Here is a 21,269-nt window from a genome sequence, read left to right on the forward strand (position 1 = left end):
GGCGGCCTTTTGCTATTTGCCCGTCTTTTCCAGTTCGCGTTCCTTGACCGGGTGACGGGAAAGGATCGAAATCCGGTTGAAGGCGTTCATGGCGGCGGCAATCCATTGGATGGCTGCCACTTGCTCCACGCTGAGCACCAGACGGGCCGATGCCACCGCGGCGATACGCTCTTCTGGCTTGGGCAGGTCGGTAGCGGCTTCAGCGATGGCTAGTGCTGCGCATTCTTCTTCGCTAAACAGGCCGCCGCATTCATCCCATGTGCTCAGCAGGTTGATGCGTTGCAGGCTCTCCCCTGCGTCCAGTGCCTTGCGGGCATGCAGGTCCAGGCAGTAGGCACATCCATTGATCTGCGAGACGCGCAGGTTCACCAGCTCGGCGGTGCGGTCGCTGATTCCGGCTGCGCGGTAGGACTTGGCGACATCTTTGGAAAATCTGCCAATCGAGTTCCATAGCTCTGGATTGGTCTTATCAAGGAAAAGCGGGTCTGAAACGGCCATATCAGAACCATACATGCAGTCGTAGACCTCCTGCACGAGGAGGGGTCGTTAACGCACCGTGGAGACCAGCGAAAGCTGGTCTCCACGGTAAATGCTACTTGTCGCCGTCGGCTGCGAGCTGGCCGCAGGCGCCGTCGATTTCCTTGCCTCGGGTATCGCGCAGCGTGGTTGGCACGCCGAGCTCATCGAGGCGGCGAACGAACTTGGAGGTGATATCCGGTTCGCTGCGGGTCCAAATGGAGCCCGGCACCGGGTTCAGCGGAATCGGGTTCACGTGCACCCAGCCGCGGCCACGCGCGTTCAGCTTCTTGGCCAGCATTTCTGCACGCCATTCGTGATCGTTCATGTCCTTAATCAGCGCGTACTCAATGGAAACTCGGCGACCGGTCTTCACGTAGTAGTCGTACGCGGCATCCAGTGCCTCGTCGACCTTCCAGCGCGAGTTGACCGGGATCAGCTCGTCGCGCAGCTCGTCATCCGGCGCATGCAGCGACAGCGCGAAGGTGACCTGGACATTCTCCTCGGTCAGCTTGCGGATCGCCGGAACCAGGCCAACGGTGGAGACGGTGATGCCGCGGGCGGCCATGCCCAAGCCCTCAGGGGCATCGGCGACCATGCGGTGCACGGCGTTCATCACGCGCTTGTAGTTGGCCAGCGGCTCGCCCATGCCCATGAACACGATGTTGCCCACGCGCTCCTCGGGGTGCTGGCGTCCGCCCAGTCCGCCTTCGGCGATCACGCGGTTGGCCTGGACGATCTGGTCCAGGATTTCAGCGGTGGACATGTTGCGGGTCAAGCCCGCCTGGCCGGTGGCGCAGAACGGGCAGTTCATGCCGCAGCCGCACTGCGAGGAAATGCACAGGGTGATGCGGCCCGGATAGCGCATCAGCACGGACTCGACCAGCGAGCCGTCGAACAGGCGCCAGAGGAACTTGATGGTCTTGCCATCATCGGTTTCCAGGCGCTTGACCTCGGTGAGCAGCTTCGGGAACATGGCCTCGGCCAGTTCCGCACGGCGCTCCTTGGGAAGATCGCTCATCTTCTCCGGGTCGGTGGTGTAGTGCTGGAAGTAGTGCACGGAGAGCTGCTTGGCGCGGAAGGCCGGCAGTCCCAGTTCCTTCAGCTTGGCCTGGCGCTCGGCCAGGGACAGGTCAGCCAGGTGCGTTGGCGGCTGGGAGACACGGCGCTTGGTGGCGAACTGCAGCTCTGGACGACCATCGGCACCCATCTCCTGCTTCCAGCCTTCGGCGGTTGGAACGACCTGGGCGCGGCCTTCGGCTTCGGCTCGGGACTTGGAGATGCGCATCTGCTGGGCGCGCTGGGCCGCGGCCTGCTCATTGCGCAGTGCCTTGCGTTCTTCGGCGGAAAGTGGGGTGGAATCGATGGAAGTCATTGCTACCTATTGTTTCATGTATCCGCGAGTATTTGGCGGTGAGTTTGGGCACGCAAAAACAGTGCCGCACCGCCAATCTACCGGCGGCGCGGCACTGCTGCATTCGGGTGTTCAGTACTTGAAGGATTCCTTCAGGTGGCCGAGGTTGCCCACGGCACCGGCAAGGTCCATGTCTCCCAGATGCCCGCTGGTGGCAGAGGCCGGTCGGTCTTTGCTCCAGTGCCGGAATCCATCCTGATGCTCGTAGGTGACCACCGCATCACCGGTGCCGGCCATGACCGCCTCCAGCTGGAAGGTCTCGCCCCAGATGGACTCGCCGTGGTCGGTTTCACCCAGGTAAGCCCTGACTTCTCCGCTGACCGAGCCGTTGGCGAGCTGCATGTCGATGTGCACTTCCTGCGCCGTTGGGCGCCATCCGGATAGATGCTCCATTCGCAATCAGTCTTCGAAACGTTGCCATTTCGTCATGCGACGGGAACCGAACGCTGTCCGGGACCGGTCATCGTGAAGTCGCGCGCCACCTTCTCATGCAGCCAGGCACTGGAGGCCAGCCGGGAAAACGCCGAATCCCGCAAAGGGACGGCCCAGCGCGGCAGTGCACGGCCCAGCAGCATGTTCGCCTGCGCACGCCGGGCCGCACTGCGGGCGGCCCCGAGCCGCAGGTCGTCCAAGGCTTCAAGGGGTGCCCTGGCGGCAATGAGCTGCACCACCGCCTGCGCATCAGCCAGCCCCAAGCTCAGCCCCTGCCCACCGATCGGGCTGATCTGGTGGGCCGCATCGCCCAGCAGCACCACGCGCCCATGGACCATCGAGGGCACCATCCGGGTGGCAGTGCCGAAATTGCTGGTCATCGTGCAGGCCTCGGCGTCAAGAAGGTATCCGGTGCGGTCCAAGATGGTCTCGGCCAGCATGCCCGGCGAATCATCGACCTGCGTTTGCTCGATGCGCACCACCCAGCGCCGCCGCGCAGCGGGCAGCGGGAAGGATTCGACAATCCCCTGCTGATGCAGGAAAAGCGCGGCAGTGTGCGCCAGCCCAGTGGTCTCCGGGAAGTCCCCCATCAGGTAGCGGTCCCGATGGTCCCTTCCGGCAAAGCCCACGCCGAGATCCCTGCGGACCGCGGAACGGACCCCGTCGGCTCCGGCCAGCCACAGGGCCCGGTGAACCACGCCGCCAGCGGCAAATTCCACGGCTTGCTCCGATTGCCCAAGTACCTGCTCGAAAGCGCACTCCATCATCAATGACCCCGGTGCCAGCTGCTCCAAGCGCTCGCGCAGCAATTGCTCGGTGTCCTGCTGCGGCAAGGACAGCACATAGGGATACTGGCCGCCAATAGTGGAGAAATCCATCGAAGCGATACTCCGCCCGCGCGAGATCCCCAGTCCGCCGCGGATCTGCACGCCGCCGCGCTGCACCGCCGGTCCCACGCCGAGCCGCGCCAGGACCTCTTGCGCTGGAGGATGCAGGCCGATGGCGCGCGAGTGGGCTACCGGTGCGCCGCGCTGCTCGAAAACCCGAACGGCATGCCCGCTTTGGGCGAGCTCTATGGCCAGCGCCAGGCCCACCGGCCCGGCGCCGATGATCGCGGCGTCATCCATGGCCGCCAGCTTCCCAGAGCAGCAGGTTGCGGTAGGGCCGCTGCGTGCGCACCTCCCAACCAGGGCGGAGCAATGGCCCCAGTTCCCCCGGCACGAAGCTGCGCCGAATGGAGGTCAGGCCATCGCGCCGGATCAGCGAACTGCCTGCCAGCGGCAGGGTCGCCAGCCCGAACAGGCCCAGCGCCACCGGGGAACGCCGGATATCGCTGTGCAACCCGATCCCGGTGCACAATTGCTCGGTCTCGTCCTGCAACTGGCGCAGCTGGTCCGTACCCAGATGGTGCAGCAGGTGGTTGGAGAGCACCAGGTCGAACTGCTCGCCGTCGGCCGCTAGCCGGGTGCTGGTCGTTTCCCGGAATTCCAGCACCCCGCGCGGCAGCTTGCAGCGTTGCAGCGCTTGCCGGGCGTAGGAGATGGCCCGGGGATCCGGGTCGATACCGCACACTGCCACCTCGAACCCGTCGGCGAGCGCCCAGCGCGCCAGATTCGCCGCAATGTCTCCTCCCCCGCAGCCCACGTCCAGTATCCTGGCCCGGACCCGGCGCGCCAGCAACGGGCGGATGCACTGCACGTAATTGCCCCGCCAGCCGGCTACTATCCGGTTCACCAGAGGGAACTGGGCGTAGGTGCGGCGCAGCAGCACCGGGTCGCAATCCGGGCGGTCCATTTCCTCGATGGCTTCCGCTGCCCGCGCCAGCCGGAGCATTATCCTTGCCGGCATATGGTGAACAGCCCGGATTCCACGGTCAGCCCCGGACCGAATGCCATGGAGCAGACCCTTTCGCCCTGGTCCGCAGCGGCCGCTTCCAGGATTTCCTTGAGCACGAATAGCACCGTGGCGCTGGACATGTTCCCGTAGCGATCCAGGATCGCGCGGGCTGGCACCAGCTGCTGGTCATCCAGGCCCAGCCGGTTTTGCACCCGGTCCAGGATGGCCCGGCCCCCGGGGTGCAGACCCCAATGCTGGATCCGGTCCACGGAGAGTTCCGGGTCGGCGTCCTTGGCCAAGAGCGGCTGCAGCGCCCCGGTGATGTGCTCGTCGATGATGTGCGGAACGTAGGTGCCCAGCACCATCTCGAATCCGTGATCGCCGATATTCCAGGCCATGGCCTCCTCGCCCACCGGGGTGAGCACGGTTTCGAAGCCGTCCATTTCCAGCAGCCCGCTGCCCTGCGCCGAGACGATCACCGCAGCGGCCCCGTCGGCGAAGATGGCCGAGCCCATGATGGTGTCCGGGTCATTGGAGCTGTGCACATGCAAGGTGCACAGCTCGGCGCAGACCACCAGCACGGTGGCTTGCGGATCGGCCAGGCAGAAGTCGCGGGCCGCGCGCAGGGCTGGGAACGCCGCGTAGCATCCCATGAAACCAAGGTGGTGGCGCACGGTGCTTGGTGCCAGCCCCAGTGCCCGTACGATCTGGTAGTCCGGGCCCGGGTTGTAGAACCCGGTGCAGGAGACGGTAATGACGTGGGTGATGTCTTCCGCGGCAAGATCCGGGCACGCATCCAGTGCTTTTTTCGCGGCGTTCGTGAACAGCATGCTGGCCTGCTTCGCGTAGATGCCGTTGCGTTCGGCGGTGCTCGGGGAGAGCAGCCGGCCTTCAACCCGGTCGTAGAACAGCGGAGTTTCGGGTTCGGGCAGGGAGAGGTCGAATTCATCGACGCAGCTGTACCTGGTGCTGATCGCGGCGGAGTTGAACGAGGTGGCGATGAGCCGTTCACCCAGCCGGCTCAGGTTCGGCTGGCTGGCGAAGACATCGCGGATCTCTTCCTGGGCCAGGGTCGTCGCGGGAACTGCGGTTTGAATCGTGCGGATCTTCACTGACATGACCCGAGCCTAGGACCGATGCGGCGGAAGGTAAACAGCTTTGGCGAATTACCAGCAATAGCCCGGGTATTCTGTTCCGCCGTGCGCGTGGATTATCTATCCCCTGCGAAGAATATGATTATTGTTATTAACATCAGATTCAATCGATCACGCATGAAGAGGTCAGCTTGGCAAAGGCATCAGTTCATTCCCTGGAGGGTATCCGCCGAACCATCCTTGATGGCTTCTGGTCCCCCGGTGACCGCCTTCAGCCGACCACTTTGGCAGAGCAGTTCGAGACCAGCACCACCGTGATCCGCGAATCGCTGACACGGCTAGCGGGGGAAAACCTGGTGGTCATCCGCCCAAACCGCGGTTTCTTCGTGCCGGATCTGAACCTGCGCGAACTGGCGGATATCACCGAACTGCGGTGTTCCACCGAGGCACTGGCCGCCCGCTTGGCGGTGGAGCGCGGAGATGTCGCGTGGGAATCGAACTTGATCGCAGCCCACCACAAGCTTTCGCGCACTCCGCGGCGTTTGCCGGAGGAACCTGGCACCGTCAACCCCGCATGGTCCGAGGCGCACCGCGAATTCCACCATGCATTGCTGGTACCGTGCGATTGCCAGCCGATGCTCAAGCTCTCTGCCGACCTTTCGAACTTCACCGAGCTGTACCGCCGCTGGGCTGCCCCGTCGAAGGCCGCAGGCAAGCGCAACGTTGAGAAGGAGCACCAGGAAATCCTGGATGCCGCCTTGGATCGTAATGCAGCCCTGCTCGGCGAGCTGCTCAATAGCCATTACCGCTCCACTATCCAGGTGGTCATGGATGCGGGATTGAGCACCCTGCGCTGAATCATCGCGCAGTAGTCTTTCCTTGCGGGCGCCGTCCAGCTATTTCTTGCCAGGCGCGGGCGGAATGACGCGCTGGGTAACGATGGCGGCGTTCATCGCTGCCACTGCCCGTTGCGCCGAGTCGGCTGCCGGTGAATCCTGCGCGAGTTCCGCAATCCGGGACTGCGCCTGGCTTCCCGTCATGGGTGCGAGCTCTTCTTCCAGCACATCGTTCACCAGGCCTATCGCCTGCAAGATCGCGAGCACGGTGGTGTCGCTAGTTCCCGGGATCTTCTGCCCGTGCAGGGCGCCCTGCAAATCGGTCCGGATCTGCCGCTGGATCTGCTGGTTGATGATGCGGACCCGCTGCTTGCCCAAGCCCAGCAGTGTGCGTTCACCGTATTCGATAATCCCGCCCTTGGCCAAGGAATCGGTCAGCGAGCGGGCCTCGCACAAGGAATTGATCTTCACCGCTTCGTCGAGGCTCAGATTGCCTCTCTTTTCCAGCTTTTCCAATGGCGCGGCGAGAACTGGATCCGGGCAAGGGCCGGCACCGATGAGTTGGATCTGCCGCTGCTGATCCTCGCTCAGCGCCACACGCCCAGCGATCATCAAGTCGGTGATGATGGCAGCATTCATGCCGTATCCCGTAGCTGATACAACTGTCTCCGGCTTTTCGGAGTCATCGGCCATTAGCAAGTAGAGCTTTTCTGCAATCAACATATTTTCAGGCTACCGGCCCGCAGAGGCGAAATTCTTCAGCCTTCCGACGGATATTCAGGCTCGGCCGCCCTTACCCGCGGACTTCTTCGCCTTGGCTACTTCGGAAGGCGAATGGGTGGTGCGAGGTTCGGAACGGTCCTGGGTCATCGCCGACGTCGTGCGGATGAATACCGAGATCCAGCTGAACATGATGGCCACGACCGAAAGCTCGAAACCGGTCAGGTTGTAGTACGACCATTCGGTCCACAGCTGGAAGGCCGCCCAGATCGCGCCAATGGCTGCGTAGGAGAGCATATGGAATACCGCAGGGTAGCCAGGCAGCAGCACGATGGTGCCCAGCAGCAAGAAGATCATGGCTGCCGAGACCAACTGCACGAAGGCCGAATGCACTTCCATCGACAGATCGAAGGGGACCAGGCCAATGCCGATAATGCCGACCGAGACAATCAGCAGGCACCAGCGCACGAGCCGCGGCCGGGGACGCACCATTCGTGCAATCCTGTACCTTTCCAGCGCCGGGCGGCAACGGTAGGACTGGGCCAGGCGGACCAGGTCGCGGGTCAGGAATTCGGTGAAGGCCGCCAGCACCAAGCCGGAAATCACCAGCGTGAGGTTGAAGGTCCAGAACGAGCCCATGCCGGCCTGCGTGGTTCCCAGCGAAGAGAACATGCTCTGCCACCAGCCCTGGTCTTCGGCCAGCAGCATGCTGATCAGCACCCCGGCGCTCATGAAGATGCCCAGCACCACGGAAAGTGATTCCGCGTTGATGCGCGCGGTTGCTTCCAAGGACAGGTAGGCGGAGATGCCCGTGGCGACGCTGACTGCCAGCGCGCCTGCAAGCACATCCAAATGCAGCCCGTAGAAGGCCTGCTGGAACAAATGGAAGACCACCAGCAGGATCATGACAGAACTGGCTACGTGCACCAATACGAGACCCAGGGCCGTGACGATTTGGCGCCATTTGGGAATCTTCTTCAGCCACGGTTCCCGTGCCCTCAGCATCGAACGGAAAGCATAGGCGCTGCTGGTTCCGGCCGAGACAGCACCGCAAACGGCGGAGACGATGCCCACGGACAGATCGCCAAAGAGCGGCGGACGTTCTCCGGCGAAGATAATGAGCCCCACAACCAACCCGAATAGGGAACAGAACAGGCCGGCCCACAGGGCACGGCGCTCAATGTCTAGCTCGCTGACTCGTTTGCTGAGAGTTACATCGGGATATTGGGAATGCACGGAGTACATTCTCTCATTTTCATTGAAAAACGTGTACCGCCCGCGGCGCCGCCGCACGCCGCGCAGCAGCGCACTGCGCTAGTTGGAGGCCAAGTCGACCAAGCCGCTGGCCATCAGGCTCACGGCACCGCCGAAGGCAATCAGTATCACGAATGCGCGACTGAACTTTTGCGGGATCCTCGGAGCCAGGTAATTGCCCAGCAAGATGCCCAGCACCATCGCGCCAAGGCAGGCGCCCCACTGCTGCCAATCCAGTTGAGGCATGCCGCCCTTGGCGGCCAGGGACGTCAGCGACAGCACCAGGAAGTAGAGCTGCACGGAGATGGCGAATTGCGCCTGCGGCCAGCGGCTGGCCACGGCGTATCCCGCGATGGCCGGGCCGGAGACACCGGCGGTCACCGACATGAATCCGGAAACTGCCCCGGCGCCGATGGCCAATCCCTTGCTTTGGGCCATCGCGAGGTTTCGAATCATGAAACTCGAAACCAGTGCCAAGATCACCATGAACGATATGCCGATGGAAAGCCATGGACCCTCCAGCGAGTTCGCCAGCCAAGCTCCGGGAACGGTCATGAGCATGGCCGGTATGAGCATGAAGGCGACCTTCCGGTACTCGACCTGACGGAAGACTTGCGCAAAGATCAGCAAACTGCTGCAGGCGCCGAGCAGGTTGACCAGCATGACCCCCTCATGGGGTCCCAAGACCATGACCAGGAAGGGCGATGAGACCAGCGCGAACCCCATTCCAGAGATCCGTTGTGTCGAGGCGCCCACGAAAACTGCAGTTGCCAAGCCGATTACCGCCGCTAGTTGCACGCTTTGCTCCACGCTGCCTCCGCTTTCCCGATCGCCATCCTCTATTACGTTAGTCCACGGCCAATGAGTCAATTGAATGGAGCCCGCTTCAGTTGGAGTTTTACGCTGTAGAGGTGAGCAATGACGTAGATTTCCTGATTATCGGCGGCGGCGCGATGGGCTCGGCGGCCGCGTGGTCCCTGGCCTCTGCCGGGCACGAGGTCCTGCTGCTGGAACGCTTTGCCCCGGGCCATGTGGAAGGCGCCTCGCACGGAGCAACCCGCAACTTCAATCCTGCCTACACCGAACCGGAGTATCTTCGCCTGCTGCAGCGTTCCGACGCTTTGTGGGATTCGCTTTCCGAGCAAGCCGGCACCCGGCTGCTGGAGCGCACCGGATTGGTCAATCACGGAATCGTTGCCGAACAACGGGCAATGCACCAGGTCCTCGCCCACGCAGGATTCGGCAGCGAGCTGCTGAGCATCGCTGCGGCAGAAGAGCGTTTCGCGGGAATGAAGTTCGAGACCGAAGTCCTGCATATCCCCGCCGGCGGCCAGATCAATGCCGATCTTGCAGTGGCTTCGCTGCAGAAGCTGGCCCTAGGGCACGGAGCTGCCGTGGAATACGGGCACCGGGTGACCGGTCTGGAGGTGATTGCCGATGACCGTGTCGAGGTGCAAGTCCAGCACCAGGGCACCGTTTCGGCTATGCGGGCCCGCCATGCCATCGTCACCGCGGGGGCTTGGACCGCGCTGCTGCTGGGCGATGCGCTCAAGCTTCCTGCCATCCACGTCACCGAAGAGCACCCGGTGCATTTCGCGCAGAAGGACCTGCCGGCGCACTGGCCGGGGTTCAACCACACCCTGGATCCGGCACGGGATATCGGATCACGCGTCTTCGGGCCCATCTACGGCATGCGCACCCCGGGGGAAGGCATCAAGGTGGGCTGGCATGGTTCCGGACGGATCATCGATCCGGAGCACCGGCCGCACCATACCAGCGACGAGCAGCTGCGCGGACTGCAGGACTACGCGGCACGCTGGCTTCCGGGAGCGGATCCTTCGCGCTACGAAACGGTATCCTGCACCTACGCCAACACCGCCGACGAGCACTTCATCCTCGATTCGCTGGGGCCGGTCACCCTCGGCGCGGGATTCAGCGGCCACGGCTTCAAATTCGTGCCCGCCATCGGCGAATACCTGGCCGACCTGGCCCTGGGCCGGCGTGCGGCCGACCCCCTGTTTTCCGCGACTCGCACGGCGGCGAAACCGGTCTTCCTGGAACGCCGCCGCGCGGTCGGCCTGGGCTAGGCGCCTATCCCCGTTCGGTGGCGGGCAGCTGCTGGGTGATGCAGTGGATGCCGCCGCCGCGGGCGAAGAGCTCGCGCGCATCCACGCTGGTCACTTCCCGTCCGGGATAGGCCGCAGCCAGGATGCTCGCGGCCTGGTGGTCGTTGGGATCATCGAAGCTGCAGGCGATGACCCCGCCGTTGGTCACCAGGTGGTTGATGTAGGAATAGTCCACCCAGCCTTCGGCATCGCGCAGCACCGTCGGTGCCGGCACGGCAATGAGCTCCAGCACCCGTCCCTGCGCGTCGGTTGATTGCTCAAGCCGTTCGCGCACCGCCTGCGAAATCGCGTAGTCCGGGTGCCGAGGATCCTGCTGGTCGTGGTAGAGCACCACGCCGGGCCGGGCGAAGCAGGCGACGATGTCCACGTGGCCGCGCGTGCCGAATTCCTCGTTGTCCCGGCTCAGCCCGCGATCGAGCCAAATGGTCTTCCGGGTTCCGAGCAGCCGGGCGAACTCGTCCTCGATGTCCTTCTCGGTCTGGCCCGGGTTGCGCCCCGGATCCAGCTGGACGCTGCGCGTGGCCAGCACCGTTCCCTCGCCGTCCACGTGGATCCCGCCGCCCTCATTGGTGATCGACGCCCGGATCTCCTCTGCCCCGGCAAGGCGCGCGACATGGCCCGCCACCAGTCGGTCCTTGTCCCAAGATGCCCAGCTCTGCGCGCCCCAGCCGTTGAAGTTCCAGTTCACCGCCTTGAGCTGGCCCTGTGCGGTGCGCACGAAGCTCGGGCCGGAATCGCGCATCCAGGCATCGTCCAGCGGGTGCAGGCTGTAGCTGACCGCATCGCCCAGATGGCGCCGGGCCTCGGCTTCGCTGGCCGGGTCCACCACCATCGTGACCGGGGTGAAGGTGCTAACCGCCCGGGCTACGGCGCTCCAGGCGGCGCGGGCCGCTTCGGCCTGCGCTTCGGTTTCTCCCAGCGTGTAGCCGCCGGAGGGAAATGCCATGAAGATGCGCTCATGGGCTTCGGTTTCTGCCGGCATGCGCAACTCAGGCATGGGTCTGCGTCCGTTCTCCCAGCTGGGCGTCTTCGCGCGGCGCCGCCAGCGCCGCGTAGGTATCGGGACGGCGGGTGCGCAGGAACGGGAAGAGCTCCAGCCAGTCGCGCCGGGCGTCCAGGTCCAAGGTGGCCACGAGCACCGCTGAGGCATCGCGCGGGGCGCGGGCCAGGATGCGGCCGTAGGGGTCCGAGATGAATGACGAACCGTAGAAGTCCAGTGCTCCCTCGTAGCCCCAGCGGTTGGGGACAACCATGAACAGCCCATTGGCAATGCCGTTGCCGATGATGGTCTGGCGCCACAGCGGCTCGGTGTCGAAGTCCGGGTGGTCCGGCTCGGAACCGATTGCGGTGGGATAGGCCAGCAGGTCCGCTCCGGCCAGCGAATAGATGCGTGGCGGCTCGCTGAACCATTCATCCCAGCAAGTGGGCAGGCCCATGGCCAGGTCCCCGAGCGCCGCGATGCGGTGTACCGGATAGGGCTCGTCATTAGGCCCTTCGCGGAAGTACTTGTCCTCGTAGTAGCCTGCGGTCCGCGGAATATGCAGCTTGTTGGTCAGCGCGACGATCCGGCCCTGCGGGGAAAGAACCACTGCGGTGTTCAATCCCAACCCGTCGGCGGCCGGAGCCTTGCGGAACAGCGAGATGTGCACGTGCAGGTTGTACTTCGCGGCCATCTCGCGGGCGAAGGACACGGTCGGCCCGTGCTCCAGATCCTCGGCGGTCTCGTCCGCTGCGTCGGCGTCCGGGATCTCGAAGGCCGGATATTTGCCCATGGTCAATTCCGGGAGGAAGACAATGCGCGCGCCATGCTTGGCCGCGCGGGCAATGCCGTCCTCCAGTTCCCCGCGCAGTTCCCGCGGGTCTTCAAGCCAGCGGTGCTGCACCAGCGCAATGGTGATCTCGCCGCGCGACTTGGCTTCGGCACGCGCCGGGGAAACGGGTGGTTCAAGGGCCAAGATCTCTTGCATTGGGCTCCCCTTCGGATATTAAACGAATGGTATTCGTTTACAGATTAGGTCCAGCGACGGCCTCGGCGCAAGAGATTTAACGAATGACTTTCGTTTATTTGTGTAAGCTCTACCCAGAACCTTCAACAACGGGAGAATTCATGGCCAGGCCTTCCAAGCCGAAGCTCAGCACCACCGCGATCGCCGATGCCGCACTCAAGCTCGTTGACGCCCATGGCGAGTTCACGCTTCCGCAATTGGCCAAGGCCCTGTCGGTCTCCGCTTCGTCCCTGTACAACCACGTGTCCGGCAAGGATGAGATCATCGAGCTGATGAGAGGCCGGGCCATGTCGGCGATCAGCCTGCCAGATAACGATTCCAGCGACTGGCAGGATATCGTACGGCAAATTGCCACGTCCTACTGGGAGTCGTATTCAAGGCACCCACGGCTGATCCCGCTGCTCACCAGCCACACAGTCCGCGACAGCACCACGCTGCGCGTCTACGATGCACTGGCCGAGGCCTTCGCTATGGCCGGGTTCGAACCGAAGCGGCGGCTGCAGGGCATCACGATCGTCGACTCCTTTGTGCTCGGATCCGCCTTGGACGCTGCGGCACCCGAGAATGTATGGGAAATCGACGGAGAGTCGACACGCGCTTTCAGCGAGTCACTGGCCACTGCCCTGGGCGACGAGGACCGGGCGTCAAATACCTTTGCGGTGGGCCTTGATCTGATTATCAATGGTCTATATTCGCTGCCAGACTAGTGCGGTTGGCAGGTTAGACGCTTGTTGCTGCCCAGAAGTCCAGCGCTGCCATGAATTTGAGTAAAGCTCACGGGGGCTGAACTCCATGATCCGTAATTCGCCCTGATCGCCACCGTGAATTTTCTGTCGAAGCCTACGAGCAAATCCAGCAGGGCACCCAGTAGACCCTGGCTCGAAGACAGGGATGTCGTGTAGCTTCGTGTGTTGCCAGCAAGCGACTCTGTCTTTACCGTCGAGCTGCCATTGAGTTGTCCGGTGATGGTATAGGACGTTGGTTCTGGTCCGGAAACTGACCAATCGAATCGGATGGTTTGCTGGTCCCCGACATTCTCTGTGCATTGAGTGTTGGCTGGGGGCAGAGCCGTGAGCGCAGTAGCCGTGGCGGAAGCCGCAGCTTGGCTGGAGAAAGCTGCCTGGGTTTGTTCGATTTGAATCGGCAAAAGGCACAACGTGAGTATTGAAAACATGCCAGCCATCTGAATCAGGGTCCGTCGCCGAGATCGTTGCGACATGGATTCCCGCCTAGCTCCGGATACCCGAAATTCAGTGGCTTGATGCTCGCGACCGGCAAAAGGGCCTGGGTCCATTTCGGCCTCATTCATGCCCTGCCCGGATGAAAGTCGGCCGCTTTCACCATCCCTCTTGATGAACGCGACATAGAGCAGGTAGGCGCACAGCAGTCCGCCGAGAGAATAGGCCCATGGCTGGGACAGCCACGATACGACGTAGCCCAGGACCGGTATACTGGCCAGCAGCTGGTCGACGCTGTCCACCGCATACGGTTGCAGGTCCGCGACGGGATTGGCATCACCCTTGAGGATCAGCCCCGCGTCCGTCTTTTCGACAACCCGGTGCGTCACCCGCACTTCGTCACTGATCACCACCGAAACCACGTCGCCTATGGCGGCGTCCTCTACCGCGGTCGGAACAGCCAGACCCAGCGAACCAGTGGGGATGCCCGGTCCCATTGATCCCGAGGCGAAAACCAGGGGCTTGATCCCGAAAGCCAACGCCAGCACCGCCATGACCAGGCACAGGGTCCCGGCCGCGGCGCAGGCGTTCAGCACGAGGCGCTGGAACAGCGTCAGCGAAGATCCTGTGCGGGGTCCAGTTCGATTCGACTTCATCTCATGAACCCACCGTCGAGGTGAAGTCCAGGGTGATTGCCGTCGTGGCGCCCTGCAGGGTATTGGCCGCGGTTACTGGCAGCGAGTACTGCACGCACAGGGTTTCGCTGCTGCCGGCGGCCAAGGGCCTGGCGGCCGAGGCACTGCCGAACTGGGATCCAGCGTTCTTCGACAGCAGCGTCGTTCCGCCCAAGCAAGTAACACTGGAGCCGGTGCCGCTGACCGTGGCGCCTGTTTTTACAACGATATTGAGTGCCGCCCCCAGCGCAGCGTTGCCCGATTCGGTGATTCTTCCGCCGAAAACATAGGGCGCCGAGATGGAACCGGTGTTCTTCACTGTCACGACGGATGCCGATGTCGAGCCCGGAAACAGGTTATTGCCGCTGATGGGCATCTGGTAGCTGGCCGAGGTTGCGGTGGTCGCAGTAGCTCCAACTCCCAGGGCAACGGTGGCCGTGCTGACGTTCGAGGTAGCTGTCGCTTGTCCGGTCCATGAGGCCAGCGTCGAGACGGTGCCGAATCCTACGAGGATGCCCAAGGACAGAATTGCCTTGATGCGCATTGAACGGTCGCTCATCGTTCCACTCCGTCCGTTTCAATTTCCTTTTGTTTCCTGCGTTGCGCAGCAAGCAACGATAATCCCCCGATGCCCGCGATGCCTGCCGCCGCAAGCAGCGCCGCACCGCGGAACCCGGTATCTCCGAGCCCATCATGCCGCTCGGGAGGATCCGATTGGGGCAGCTCTTCCCTCGGCGCATCGCTGTCGGGCGAATCCCCTTCGTCAGGCGGCCGCGAAGAATCCGGAGCTTGCCCATCTCCGCCTGCTAATTCGACGGCGTCGATGCGCACCTGCAACGAAGGCACCTGCTGGTCCTCCGACTCATTTTTCGCCGACCAGGGCAGTCCGACCCTCAGTCCGAATTCCGCGGCTTTGTCCGGTTCCAACCGGACTACCGTGGCTCCGGCTGTTTCGAAATAGATCCTGGTTGACGCAGCGGGCTCGATCGTCCGGATGCGGACTTCGATATCCGACTCCCGGTCATTGCGAATCCACAAGGATCCTGTGGATTCAACGCCCGGCGCCAAGACCGGGGCTCCTCCAAATACCTGCGGTGGGGCATCGGAATAGACCCGGCCGTCCAAGCTGTAGCTTAGGCCCTGGTCAGTTTCCGCGGCTGATGCGGGCAGTGCTAGACCGAGTGCCGCGCAGGGAATCACGGCCGTCATGGCCGCACTGGCTGCAAGAAAACGGAGCTTCATCGATGCCCTTTCCCCTGCCGTTCACGCCATGCCCCGCCGAACATCACCAGCGAATACACGATCAATCCGCTCGTTGCGATCCAGGTCAGCCACGTTCTCTGCTGGAGTGACAGAGCGCTGTTCACGTATCCCAGGAGCGGGACGGAATACCAGAGCTTGCCCCGGATCTGTTCGGGTTGCACCGGAGCGTCATCGGTGTTGTTTGCATCCCCGCGGAAAATGAATTGTTCTTCCCCGCCCAGGCTCGCGCCGATAGCGGAAACACGGTGCGTAACGACTTCAGGCTCACCTGATTCCAGCTGGTAGGTGGCAACCTCGCCAATGCGAAGGTGCTCCGGGTCAATCGGCTTCACCACCACCAAAGTACCGGGCGGCAAATGCGGCCGCATGGATCCGGTGAGCACGGTATACGCCGTCGCCCCGCCCAATTTCGGAACCACGATCATGACGGCAATCAGGGCAAGGACGATGAACAGCACGAGCCAGGAAAGCACCTGACCGCACCACCACCGGATCCCTGTGCGTTCCTGCTGTTCCCTGCGCCGGACGCGATTCCCAATTGTCATCGTTGCTGCCCCGCGAACCCCAGCTTGAGCGCTACTTTCCCGCCGGAAGCCGTTTGAGGTGCCCCGGAGGGAACCGAAACACGAATGCACAAGGCCTCATTCGCCATCGCCGGCGCGGCGCGCAGCACCCTGGCAGCTGCGAAGGCGGCGGTGGATCCCAGCGGCCCGGCATACAGCCGTTCCCCGGCCAACGGCTGGTCGGCTTCGCAGGCCTCTTGGTCCATGCCGGAATAGATGCTCAGTTGCAAAGCGCTGGACAGGGCACGATCAGCGGCAGTCGGCGAAGCGGTCGCATTGACCGCCCCATCCAGCTGATAGGTCAAGTCCACAGTGCCAGCATTGGTGATCACCAGTGGTGCTTGCGTAAACGCCCCGGGGATCAGCTCGCTGCCGGACAGCTTCGCGAACTGGTGCTCGGTTTCGCCACCGGCCAGCAATGCCAGCGAACCGGTTTTCAAGGCTGGCGGATCCACCGTGCTTTCGGCGCGCCAAGTTGCGGCCGTGCTTTGCGCGCTGATACCCAGCAGCAAGAGCACAACCGCGACTATGGCGAACTTCAAGGGTTTGGGCATGCACCAGCCAATCCACGTTTCATGACTAAGCGCGGACTTGGTCCAAGGTCAGCGTCAGCGCTTCAAGATCCAGCGGCTGGTCGTAGGTCGACGGCGGGGTGTCCCCCACCGCTCCTTCGGCAAAGGTGACGGTGATCAGGAATGGAACTGAATAGGTGCCCGGATCGGCAAAGCTCAGTGTGCCGTCAGCTTCCTCCGTAATCCCCGGCGCCGATGCATCGACCTGCAGAGCGACGGTCACGTATCCTTCCAACGCTCCCAGCGCCGTAGCCGCCTGGTCGACGCTCAGCGATCCAGCAATGTTCTTGCCTTCGGCATCGATGGTGGCGGTCTGGCTGAACGCAACAACGTCCCCGGGAACGAGCTGCTGGGTTGCCGGGTCGAACGGCTCGGGCGCTTCCGGATTGCTGATGTCCTGCCAGCTGCCCTCCCCGTTGGTCGTCAAGTTCAGGTGGCCGGTTTCCACGGTGCCCGCGTCAATAGTCTGCTGCGCCTGCCAGCGCGCGATCGTTCCAGCGCCGCCGAGCAACAGCGCTCCGGCTGCAACAGCAGCAATGGTTGCCTTGGTTACTTTCTTCATGAATTACGCATCCTCAAAGTTTCAGGTGCCCCCAGTGACACACACTTTAAGTAAAGCTTGTTTAGTAGGTTTTACAACCCCCGGACGTCACATGTCGCTGCCGCCGGCCTGCACCGCCATAGGAAAGAATGCAACCGCCGCGGAAGCGCATTCTCATGGCGTCGAAGGTTTTGGCTAACCAGTAGCTGATCAGTACCTTTGCATGGTGCTTCCAACTCTCGAGACGATCCGGCGCCGGATGGCGAAAGATGGACGGCAAAGGCCATCCACCTGTCCATAAAAGTCTAGCTAGTTAGCGAATCAATCCGCCTTTTGGATAATGCGTGAAACGCCCGGGATCAGCTTTCCCGATCTGGCGCCGACGCAAACAGATTCAGGCCCATGGCACGCGAAAGCTGCCCGATGGCCAGCTGCGCGCGCACCGAGTTCCCGGCCATGTCCAAGGGCGGCGAGAACGCGCCAATGGCGCCCTTGCCCGGAGCTACCGCGACAATGCCGCCAGAAACCCCGGACTTAGCCGGAATCCCGATCTCGAACAGCCACTCGCCAGAACGCTCGTACAAGCCGTTGGAGGCCACGGTCGCCAGGGTATCGCGGCAAACGTCTGCATCGACGACGCGCTTTCCGGTCACCGGGTTCACTCCGCCATCGGCCAGCGTCGCGCCCATGACGGCAAGATCATGCGCGCTGATATTCAGCGAGCACTGCTTGGTGTACACATCAACGGCATCCGCAGGTTCGTTCTCCAGCCGCCCATAGCTCTTGAGCAAATGCCCCAAGGCCTTGTTGCGCTCGTTGGCCAGCGATTCTGAGTGATAGACCTCGTCATCCAGGCTCAGCGCCCGGCCGGCAAAGGCGGATAGCCCTTCCCGGACGTTCTCCCACTTCTTGGCAGCGGTCTTACCGGGCATCATTGCTGTCGTGGCGATGGCGCCGGCATTGACCATGGGGTTCATCGGCAAGCCGTTGTTCAATTCGACGGCCATCACAGAGTTGAAAGACATGCCCGTATTGTTCACGCCGATGCGTTCGCGAACGACCTCGCGCCCATGCTCCTGCACCACCAGCGCGTAGACGAACATCTTGGAGATCGACTGGATCGAGAACAGGTGATCGCAATCGCCAACCATGTGGACAGAGCCGCCGACGTGGGACATGGCGATGCCAAAGAGATTGGGGTCCGCTTGGCCCAGGATCGGAATGTAGTGGGCAAGGAGCCCGTCGTCTGCATCCGCGTATCGCTCATGGGCTTCCTTGAGCAGGGAATCGATGCGATCATGTTCCAGCTCACCGGTAGAAACTTGCTGAACGACGTCGTCGAAATCGGTGGGAATAGTTTCGTTATTCCCTTCCGAAGGATAGGTCATCTTCACCTGCCTTTTAGTCCTGGGTCCGTTGATTCATGCTGCTTGACTTGACCTTATCAACAGCATTGCCGCTTAGCACCTTGGATACAGCCATCAGCAGGCAGGAAGCATTGGGCCAGTTCTCCCGGCACCCGCCCCAATCACGCGTCCACTTGGTATTCAATGCATGAATCGCATGTGTTTTCCCCTACATTGTGGAGCACCTTACAGCGCAATGCACCCGATCTGACTTAGCATTTTGTGTATGGCTAAGGGTATTACTTTTCATACGCGCAAGTGGGTTCGCCCAGAAGACTTGAACGCAAACGGCACGCTGTTCGGCGGCAGCCTGCTGCGCTGGATCGACGAAGAAGCTGCGATCTACTCGATCATCCAGCTGGGCAACAAGCACGTTGTCACCAAGTTCATGTCCGAGATCAACTTCATCGCCTCCGCAAAGGAAGGCGACCTGATCGAGATGGGCCTGACCGCTATCGACTTCGGCCGGACTTCGGTCACCCTGCGCGCAGAGGTGCGCAACATCTTCACCCAGGAATCGATCCTGACCATCGAGAAGATCGTCTTCGTGAACATCGGCGAAGACGGCAAGCCGGCACCGCACGGCTACGACCACATCACCTACACCCGCGATCGCATCCCGCTGGAAATCACCAAGGCACTGATCTAGTCCCCGCTTGAATGCCCGAAGCCCTCAAGAATTCAAGGGTTTGGTTCAAGGCCCCGCACGGCCGCGCTTAACTGCGTGCCCTAGCGGGGCCTTGTTTCATTTCAAGGTTAATCCCGCATAGCTCTTGCGCTCGGTTCATGCGTCCAGCAAAGTTGTTTTTGCACTGAGGAATTCCCCCTACGCAGAAGCGAGAAACCCATGGGCCAGATGATTTTCGTCAACCTACCGACCGCCGATCTAGCCAGAGCCGACAAGTTCTACGAGGCCATGGGCTTCACCAAGAACACGACGTTCTCCGATGAAAATGCCACCTCATGGATCATCGCCGAGAACATTCTCGTGATGGTGCTGCGCCAAGAGTTCTTCGCAAGCTTCCTGGTCAACGGCGATAAGCCGGCGCTCGGAAGCGGCCTGCGCGAAACCCTCAATGCCCTCTCGGCAGAAACCCGCGAAGGCGTCGACGACTTCGTCGCACGGGCCGAGGCCGGTGGCGGCAGCATCTACCGCCCGGCAGATGAGCCATTCCCGGGCATGTACCAGGCAGCCGTCCAGGACCCGGATGGCCACGTCTGGGAAATCGCGTGGATGAGTCCAGAAGCAATGGAAAACCCAGGCAGCTAGGCAGCTAGCCGACCTCGGAATTCCGCAGGTGCCGCAGCTCTTCTGCTTTGCGGCGCTTGCGGAACTGCTTCTTCATCCCCTTGGCCGGATGCATCGGCTCCGGCCAGCGGGGACGCAGCTGGTCCCCCAGGGTGATGCCGCGCATGCGCCGCCCGAACATCGGCAGCACCCACTGCCTCAGCCATTCCACGTCGCGCTGCGTGGCCTGCCAGAATCCGACCCGGTCCGCGGCGCCAAAAGGATCGAAAACCAGCTGGTGCGGATACCCGAGGATCTCCAGGATCCTGATGGCCATGTAGCGATGACCGGCACGATTCATGTGCAGCTTGTCGATATCCCACATGCGCTTATCCCGGTAGGCCTCCCAATTCCAGTAGTCAACGAGCACTACTGAGTCCGGATAGCGTTCAGCGAGCCGGCGCACGTGGTCATTGAAACGCCAGTTGCGCCGCTTGAACGGGGCGAGCACCGGGTGCACGGGGATATCGAACCCGGTGAACAGCAGGACCTTGGCACCCGTGGAAACCAGGGCTTCGACAGCTTGCGAGTATCGGGCAAGGAATTCCTTCATGTCCTTGCGGAATTCCAGGATGTCGTTGCCGCCGGCATAAAAGGTGATCACCTCCGGCCTGAGTTCCAGGGCTATGGGGATCTGCTCGTCGATAATCGACTGGAGCCGTCGGCTGCGGATTCCCAGGTTCACGTACTGCCACTCGGGATCCGCTTTGGATAGCTGCTTGGCCACGCGATCGGCCCATCCGCGTACACCGTTGGGCAGCCTGGGTTCCCAGTCCCCCACACCTTCGGTAAAGGAATCCCCGATCGCCATAAACAGCCGTCCCATGCTACCGACGCTAGAAGCCGAAAGTGCATAGCATGAAGCTTGCGGTTGAATTTCTGGTAAACCCTGGCGGTTCAGAAAACCATGCGCATGATCAGCCGGGGCATCCTGCTGGCCTGGGCGTCGCTGACCCCGACGACCTCGAACCCGGCCTGCTCGAACATCTTCCTGGTTCCGACGAAGGCCATGGTCAGGTCCATCCGCCCTGCCGGATCCACGGGGTAGGCTTCGACCGCTGGCGCCCCGAGGTCCCGCGCATACTGCACTGCGCCTTGGACCATTTCCCGATTCACGCCCTGGCGGCGGTAGCCGCTGCGCACCACCATGCAGGTGATGCTCCAAGCCTCCAGATCATCCACGGGCCTGATGAGCTTGGACTTTTCCAGCAGTGGGATCCTCGATCGCGGAGCGATGCTGCACCAGCCCACCGGTTCCCCTGCGCGATAGGCGATCACTCCCGGGGCAATCGGCTCGGTGCTCAGCGAGCGCATGGCGGCGAACCGGTCCCCTGCACCTCGTTCCCTGATCTCGGCGGCACCGATCCGGTGCGACAAGCACCAGCAATGATTCTGCCTCCTACTCGGATTCACTACTGTCGCGAAGTCATCCATGCGTTCTTCGGCCAGGGGCCTGATCTCGATGGGCGCTGTTCCTGCCGCCTGCGGATCCTGGTTCGTGTCCATCTGTCCATCCTGCGCTCCGAAAAGCCAAAAGGGCACCCTGGGAG

25 protein-coding genes are annotated in these 21,269 nt (G+C 62.5%); 5 read left to right on the plus strand and 20 right to left on the minus strand.

What is annotated here, in order from left to right; all coding sequences use genetic code 11:
* Positions 1–12: 12 nt before the first annotated feature.
* From AAZQ98_RS01425 to AAZQ98_RS01450, 6 genes are all read right to left on the minus strand, one after another.
* Positions 13–498, minus strand: a complete 486-nt coding sequence (locus AAZQ98_RS01425) for a carboxymuconolactone decarboxylase family protein (protein WP_365942754.1) — start codon at positions 496–498, stop codon at positions 13–15.
* A gap of 94 nt (positions 499–592) precedes the next feature.
* A complete protein-coding gene (rlmN, locus tag AAZQ98_RS01430; protein ID WP_166650787.1) occupies positions 593–1,804 on the minus strand; it encodes a 23S rRNA (adenine(2503)-C(2))-methyltransferase RlmN in 1,212 nt (403 codons plus the stop codon).
* Between the two features lie 198 nt (positions 1,805–2,002).
* Positions 2,003–2,323, minus strand: coding sequence for a hypothetical protein (locus AAZQ98_RS01435; RefSeq protein WP_434689268.1), 321 nt, complete (start codon positions 2,321–2,323; stop codon positions 2,003–2,005).
* Positions 2,324–2,355: 32 nt separating this feature from the next.
* Entirely contained in the window at positions 2,356–3,489 is a 1,134-nt protein-coding gene (locus AAZQ98_RS01440; protein WP_434689269.1) for an FAD-dependent oxidoreductase, read from the minus strand.
* On the minus strand, positions 3,482–4,210 hold the full coding sequence (locus AAZQ98_RS01445; protein WP_286134635.1) for a methyltransferase domain-containing protein: 729 nt from the start codon (positions 4,208–4,210) through the stop codon (positions 3,482–3,484). The genes AAZQ98_RS01440 and AAZQ98_RS01445 overlap by 8 nt, the downstream gene beginning before the upstream one ends.
* The gene (locus AAZQ98_RS01450) at positions 4,195–5,316 is read right to left on the minus strand and encodes a type III polyketide synthase (RefSeq protein ID WP_434689271.1); all 1,122 of its coding nucleotides are present in this window, start codon (positions 5,314–5,316) and stop codon (positions 4,195–4,197) included. The genes AAZQ98_RS01445 and AAZQ98_RS01450 overlap by 16 nt, the downstream gene beginning before the upstream one ends.
* A gap of 167 nt (positions 5,317–5,483) precedes the next feature.
* On the opposite strand from AAZQ98_RS01450, the gene AAZQ98_RS01455 reads away from it, so the two are divergent.
* Positions 5,484–6,149, plus strand: coding sequence for a GntR family transcriptional regulator (locus AAZQ98_RS01455; RefSeq protein ID WP_105656154.1), 666 nt, complete (start codon positions 5,484–5,486; stop codon positions 6,147–6,149).
* Between the two features lie 39 nt (positions 6,150–6,188).
* On the opposite strand, the gene AAZQ98_RS01460 is transcribed toward AAZQ98_RS01455, so the two are convergent.
* From AAZQ98_RS01460 to AAZQ98_RS01470, 3 genes are all read right to left on the minus strand, one after another.
* Positions 6,189–6,851, minus strand: a complete 663-nt coding sequence (locus tag AAZQ98_RS01460; protein ID WP_332730845.1) for a GOLPH3/VPS74 family protein — start codon at positions 6,849–6,851, stop codon at positions 6,189–6,191.
* Positions 6,852–6,905: 54 nt separating this feature from the next.
* Positions 6,906–8,084, minus strand: a complete 1,179-nt coding sequence (locus AAZQ98_RS01465) for a hypothetical protein (protein ID WP_434689274.1) — start codon at positions 8,082–8,084, stop codon at positions 6,906–6,908.
* A 78-nt stretch (positions 8,085–8,162) separates the two neighbouring features.
* Positions 8,163–8,900: a sulfite exporter TauE/SafE family protein gene (locus AAZQ98_RS01470; protein ID WP_434689275.1), complete on the minus strand. Its 738-nt coding sequence runs from the start codon at positions 8,898–8,900 to the stop codon at positions 8,163–8,165.
* A 113-nt stretch (positions 8,901–9,013) separates the two neighbouring features.
* On the opposite strand from AAZQ98_RS01470, the gene AAZQ98_RS01475 reads away from it, so the two are divergent.
* Positions 9,014–10,189: an FAD-dependent oxidoreductase gene (locus tag AAZQ98_RS01475; protein ID WP_434689277.1), complete on the plus strand. Its 1,176-nt coding sequence runs from the start codon at positions 9,014–9,016 to the stop codon at positions 10,187–10,189.
* A 4-nt stretch (positions 10,190–10,193) separates the two neighbouring features.
* Here AAZQ98_RS01475 and AAZQ98_RS01480 read toward each other — a convergent pair whose 3' ends face one another.
* Entirely contained in the window at positions 10,194–11,225 is a 1,032-nt protein-coding gene (locus AAZQ98_RS01480; protein WP_434689279.1) for an agmatine deiminase family protein, read from the minus strand.
* Positions 11,218–12,195, minus strand: a complete 978-nt coding sequence (locus AAZQ98_RS01485; RefSeq protein ID WP_434689281.1) for a nitrilase-related carbon-nitrogen hydrolase — start codon at positions 12,193–12,195, stop codon at positions 11,218–11,220. Before AAZQ98_RS01485 ends, AAZQ98_RS01480 begins: the two co-directional genes overlap by 8 nt.
* Positions 12,196–12,335: 140 nt before the next feature.
* Between AAZQ98_RS01485 and AAZQ98_RS01490 the strand changes: the two genes are divergently transcribed.
* Positions 12,336–12,941, plus strand: a complete 606-nt coding sequence (locus AAZQ98_RS01490) for a TetR/AcrR family transcriptional regulator (protein WP_434689283.1) — start codon at positions 12,336–12,338, stop codon at positions 12,939–12,941.
* On the opposite strand, the gene AAZQ98_RS01495 is transcribed toward AAZQ98_RS01490, so the two are convergent.
* The 7 genes from AAZQ98_RS01495 to glsA form a co-directional block, all read right to left on the minus strand.
* Entirely contained in the window at positions 12,938–14,068 is a 1,131-nt protein-coding gene (locus AAZQ98_RS01495) for a signal peptidase I (RefSeq protein WP_434689285.1), read from the minus strand. The genes AAZQ98_RS01490 and AAZQ98_RS01495 overlap by 4 nt on opposite strands.
* Before the next feature lies 1 nt (position 14,069).
* Positions 14,070–14,645 carry a hypothetical protein gene (locus AAZQ98_RS01500; protein ID WP_434689286.1) on the minus strand — a complete coding sequence of 192 codons (576 nt, stop codon included), beginning with the start codon at positions 14,643–14,645 and terminating at the stop codon, positions 14,070–14,072.
* Positions 14,642–15,328, minus strand: coding sequence for a hypothetical protein (locus AAZQ98_RS01505; RefSeq protein ID WP_434689288.1), 687 nt, complete (start codon positions 15,326–15,328; stop codon positions 14,642–14,644). The genes AAZQ98_RS01500 and AAZQ98_RS01505 overlap by 4 nt, the downstream gene beginning before the upstream one ends.
* Positions 15,325–15,822 (minus strand): signal peptidase I, encoded by a 498-nt coding sequence (locus tag AAZQ98_RS01510; RefSeq protein ID WP_434689289.1) that lies wholly within the window; start codon positions 15,820–15,822, stop codon positions 15,325–15,327. The genes AAZQ98_RS01505 and AAZQ98_RS01510 overlap by 4 nt, the downstream gene beginning before the upstream one ends.
* A gap of 68 nt (positions 15,823–15,890) precedes the next feature.
* On the minus strand, positions 15,891–16,466 hold the full coding sequence (locus AAZQ98_RS01515; RefSeq protein ID WP_434689291.1) for a hypothetical protein: 576 nt from the start codon (positions 16,464–16,466) through the stop codon (positions 15,891–15,893).
* A 25-nt stretch (positions 16,467–16,491) separates the two neighbouring features.
* Positions 16,492–17,046: an alternate-type signal peptide domain-containing protein gene (locus AAZQ98_RS01520; protein ID WP_332489206.1), complete on the minus strand. Its 555-nt coding sequence runs from the start codon at positions 17,044–17,046 to the stop codon at positions 16,492–16,494.
* 338 nt (positions 17,047–17,384) lie between these two features.
* A complete protein-coding gene (gene glsA / locus AAZQ98_RS01525; RefSeq protein ID WP_105656141.1) occupies positions 17,385–18,413 on the minus strand; it encodes a glutaminase A in 1,029 nt (342 codons plus the stop codon).
* 244 nt (positions 18,414–18,657) lie between these two features.
* Between glsA and AAZQ98_RS01530 the strand changes: the two genes are divergently transcribed.
* On the plus strand, positions 18,658–19,080 hold the full coding sequence (locus AAZQ98_RS01530; protein WP_105656140.1) for an acyl-CoA thioesterase: 423 nt from the start codon (positions 18,658–18,660) through the stop codon (positions 19,078–19,080).
* A gap of 198 nt (positions 19,081–19,278) precedes the next feature.
* Positions 19,279–19,701 carry a VOC family protein gene (locus tag AAZQ98_RS01535; RefSeq protein ID WP_105656139.1) on the plus strand — a complete coding sequence of 141 codons (423 nt, stop codon included), beginning with the start codon at positions 19,279–19,281 and terminating at the stop codon, positions 19,699–19,701.
* 4 nt (positions 19,702–19,705) lie between these two features.
* On the opposite strand, the gene AAZQ98_RS01540 is transcribed toward AAZQ98_RS01535, so the two are convergent.
* Positions 19,706–20,545 (minus strand): SGNH/GDSL hydrolase family protein, encoded by an 840-nt coding sequence (locus AAZQ98_RS01540; protein WP_105656138.1) that lies wholly within the window; start codon positions 20,543–20,545, stop codon positions 19,706–19,708.
* A 71-nt stretch (positions 20,546–20,616) separates the two neighbouring features.
* Complete coding sequence (locus AAZQ98_RS01545) at positions 20,617–21,225, minus strand: GNAT family N-acetyltransferase (RefSeq protein ID WP_434689294.1); 609 nt, start codon at positions 21,223–21,225, stop codon at positions 20,617–20,619.
* Between the last annotated feature and the right edge of the window lie 44 nt (positions 21,226–21,269).

Origin of the sequence: Glutamicibacter sp. Je.9.36, from assembly GCF_051129975.1 — a bacterium.
Taxonomy (GTDB): domain Bacteria; phylum Actinomycetota; class Actinomycetes; order Actinomycetales; family Micrococcaceae; genus Glutamicibacter.

Coding starts and splice junctions, on each gene's coding strand:
- glsA (WP_105656141.1), bottom strand. CDS start 18,413: ATGACCTATCCTTCGGAAGGGAATAACGAAACTATTCCCACCGATTTC.
- AAZQ98_RS01505 (WP_434689288.1), bottom strand. CDS start 15,328: ATGAAGCTCCGTTTTCTTGCAGCCAGTGCGGCCATGACGGCCGTGATT.
- AAZQ98_RS01540 (WP_105656138.1), bottom strand. CDS start 20,545: ATGGGACGGCTGTTTATGGCGATCGGGGATTCCTTTACCGAAGGTGTG.
- AAZQ98_RS01545 (WP_434689294.1), bottom strand. CDS start 21,225: ATGGACACGAACCAGGATCCGCAGGCGGCAGGAACAGCGCCCATCGAG.
- AAZQ98_RS01495 (WP_434689285.1), bottom strand. CDS start 14,068: ATGAAGTCGAATCGAACTGGACCCCGCACAGGATCTTCGCTGACGCTG.
- AAZQ98_RS01500 (WP_434689286.1), bottom strand. CDS start 14,645: ATGAGCGACCGTTCAATGCGCATCAAGGCAATTCTGTCCTTGGGCATC.
- AAZQ98_RS01520 (WP_332489206.1), bottom strand. CDS start 17,046: ATGAAGAAAGTAACCAAGGCAACCATTGCTGCTGTTGCAGCCGGAGCG.
- AAZQ98_RS01450 (WP_434689271.1), bottom strand. CDS start 5,316: ATGTCAGTGAAGATCCGCACGATTCAAACCGCAGTTCCCGCGACGACC.
- AAZQ98_RS01515 (WP_434689291.1), bottom strand. CDS start 16,466: ATGCCCAAACCCTTGAAGTTCGCCATAGTCGCGGTTGTGCTCTTGCTG.
- AAZQ98_RS01425 (WP_365942754.1), bottom strand. CDS start 498: ATGGCCGTTTCAGACCCGCTTTTCCTTGATAAGACCAATCCAGAGCTA.
- AAZQ98_RS01535 (WP_105656139.1), top strand. CDS start 19,279: ATGGGCCAGATGATTTTCGTCAACCTACCGACCGCCGATCTAGCCAGA.
- AAZQ98_RS01480 (WP_434689279.1), bottom strand. CDS start 11,225: ATGCCTGAGTTGCGCATGCCGGCAGAAACCGAAGCCCATGAGCGCATC.
- AAZQ98_RS01435 (WP_434689268.1), bottom strand. CDS start 2,323: ATGGAGCATCTATCCGGATGGCGCCCAACGGCGCAGGAAGTGCACATC.
- AAZQ98_RS01445 (WP_286134635.1), bottom strand. CDS start 4,210: ATGCCGGCAAGGATAATGCTCCGGCTGGCGCGGGCAGCGGAAGCCATC.
- AAZQ98_RS01440 (WP_434689269.1), bottom strand. CDS start 3,489: ATGGATGACGCCGCGATCATCGGCGCCGGGCCGGTGGGCCTGGCGCTG.
- AAZQ98_RS01490 (WP_434689283.1), top strand. CDS start 12,336: ATGGCCAGGCCTTCCAAGCCGAAGCTCAGCACCACCGCGATCGCCGAT.
- AAZQ98_RS01485 (WP_434689281.1), bottom strand. CDS start 12,195: ATGCAAGAGATCTTGGCCCTTGAACCACCCGTTTCCCCGGCGCGTGCC.
- AAZQ98_RS01460 (WP_332730845.1), bottom strand. CDS start 6,851: ATGTTGATTGCAGAAAAGCTCTACTTGCTAATGGCCGATGACTCCGAA.
- AAZQ98_RS01530 (WP_105656140.1), top strand. CDS start 18,658: ATGGCTAAGGGTATTACTTTTCATACGCGCAAGTGGGTTCGCCCAGAA.
- rlmN (WP_166650787.1), bottom strand. CDS start 1,804: ATGCGCATCTCCAAGTCCCGAGCCGAAGCCGAAGGCCGCGCCCAGGTC.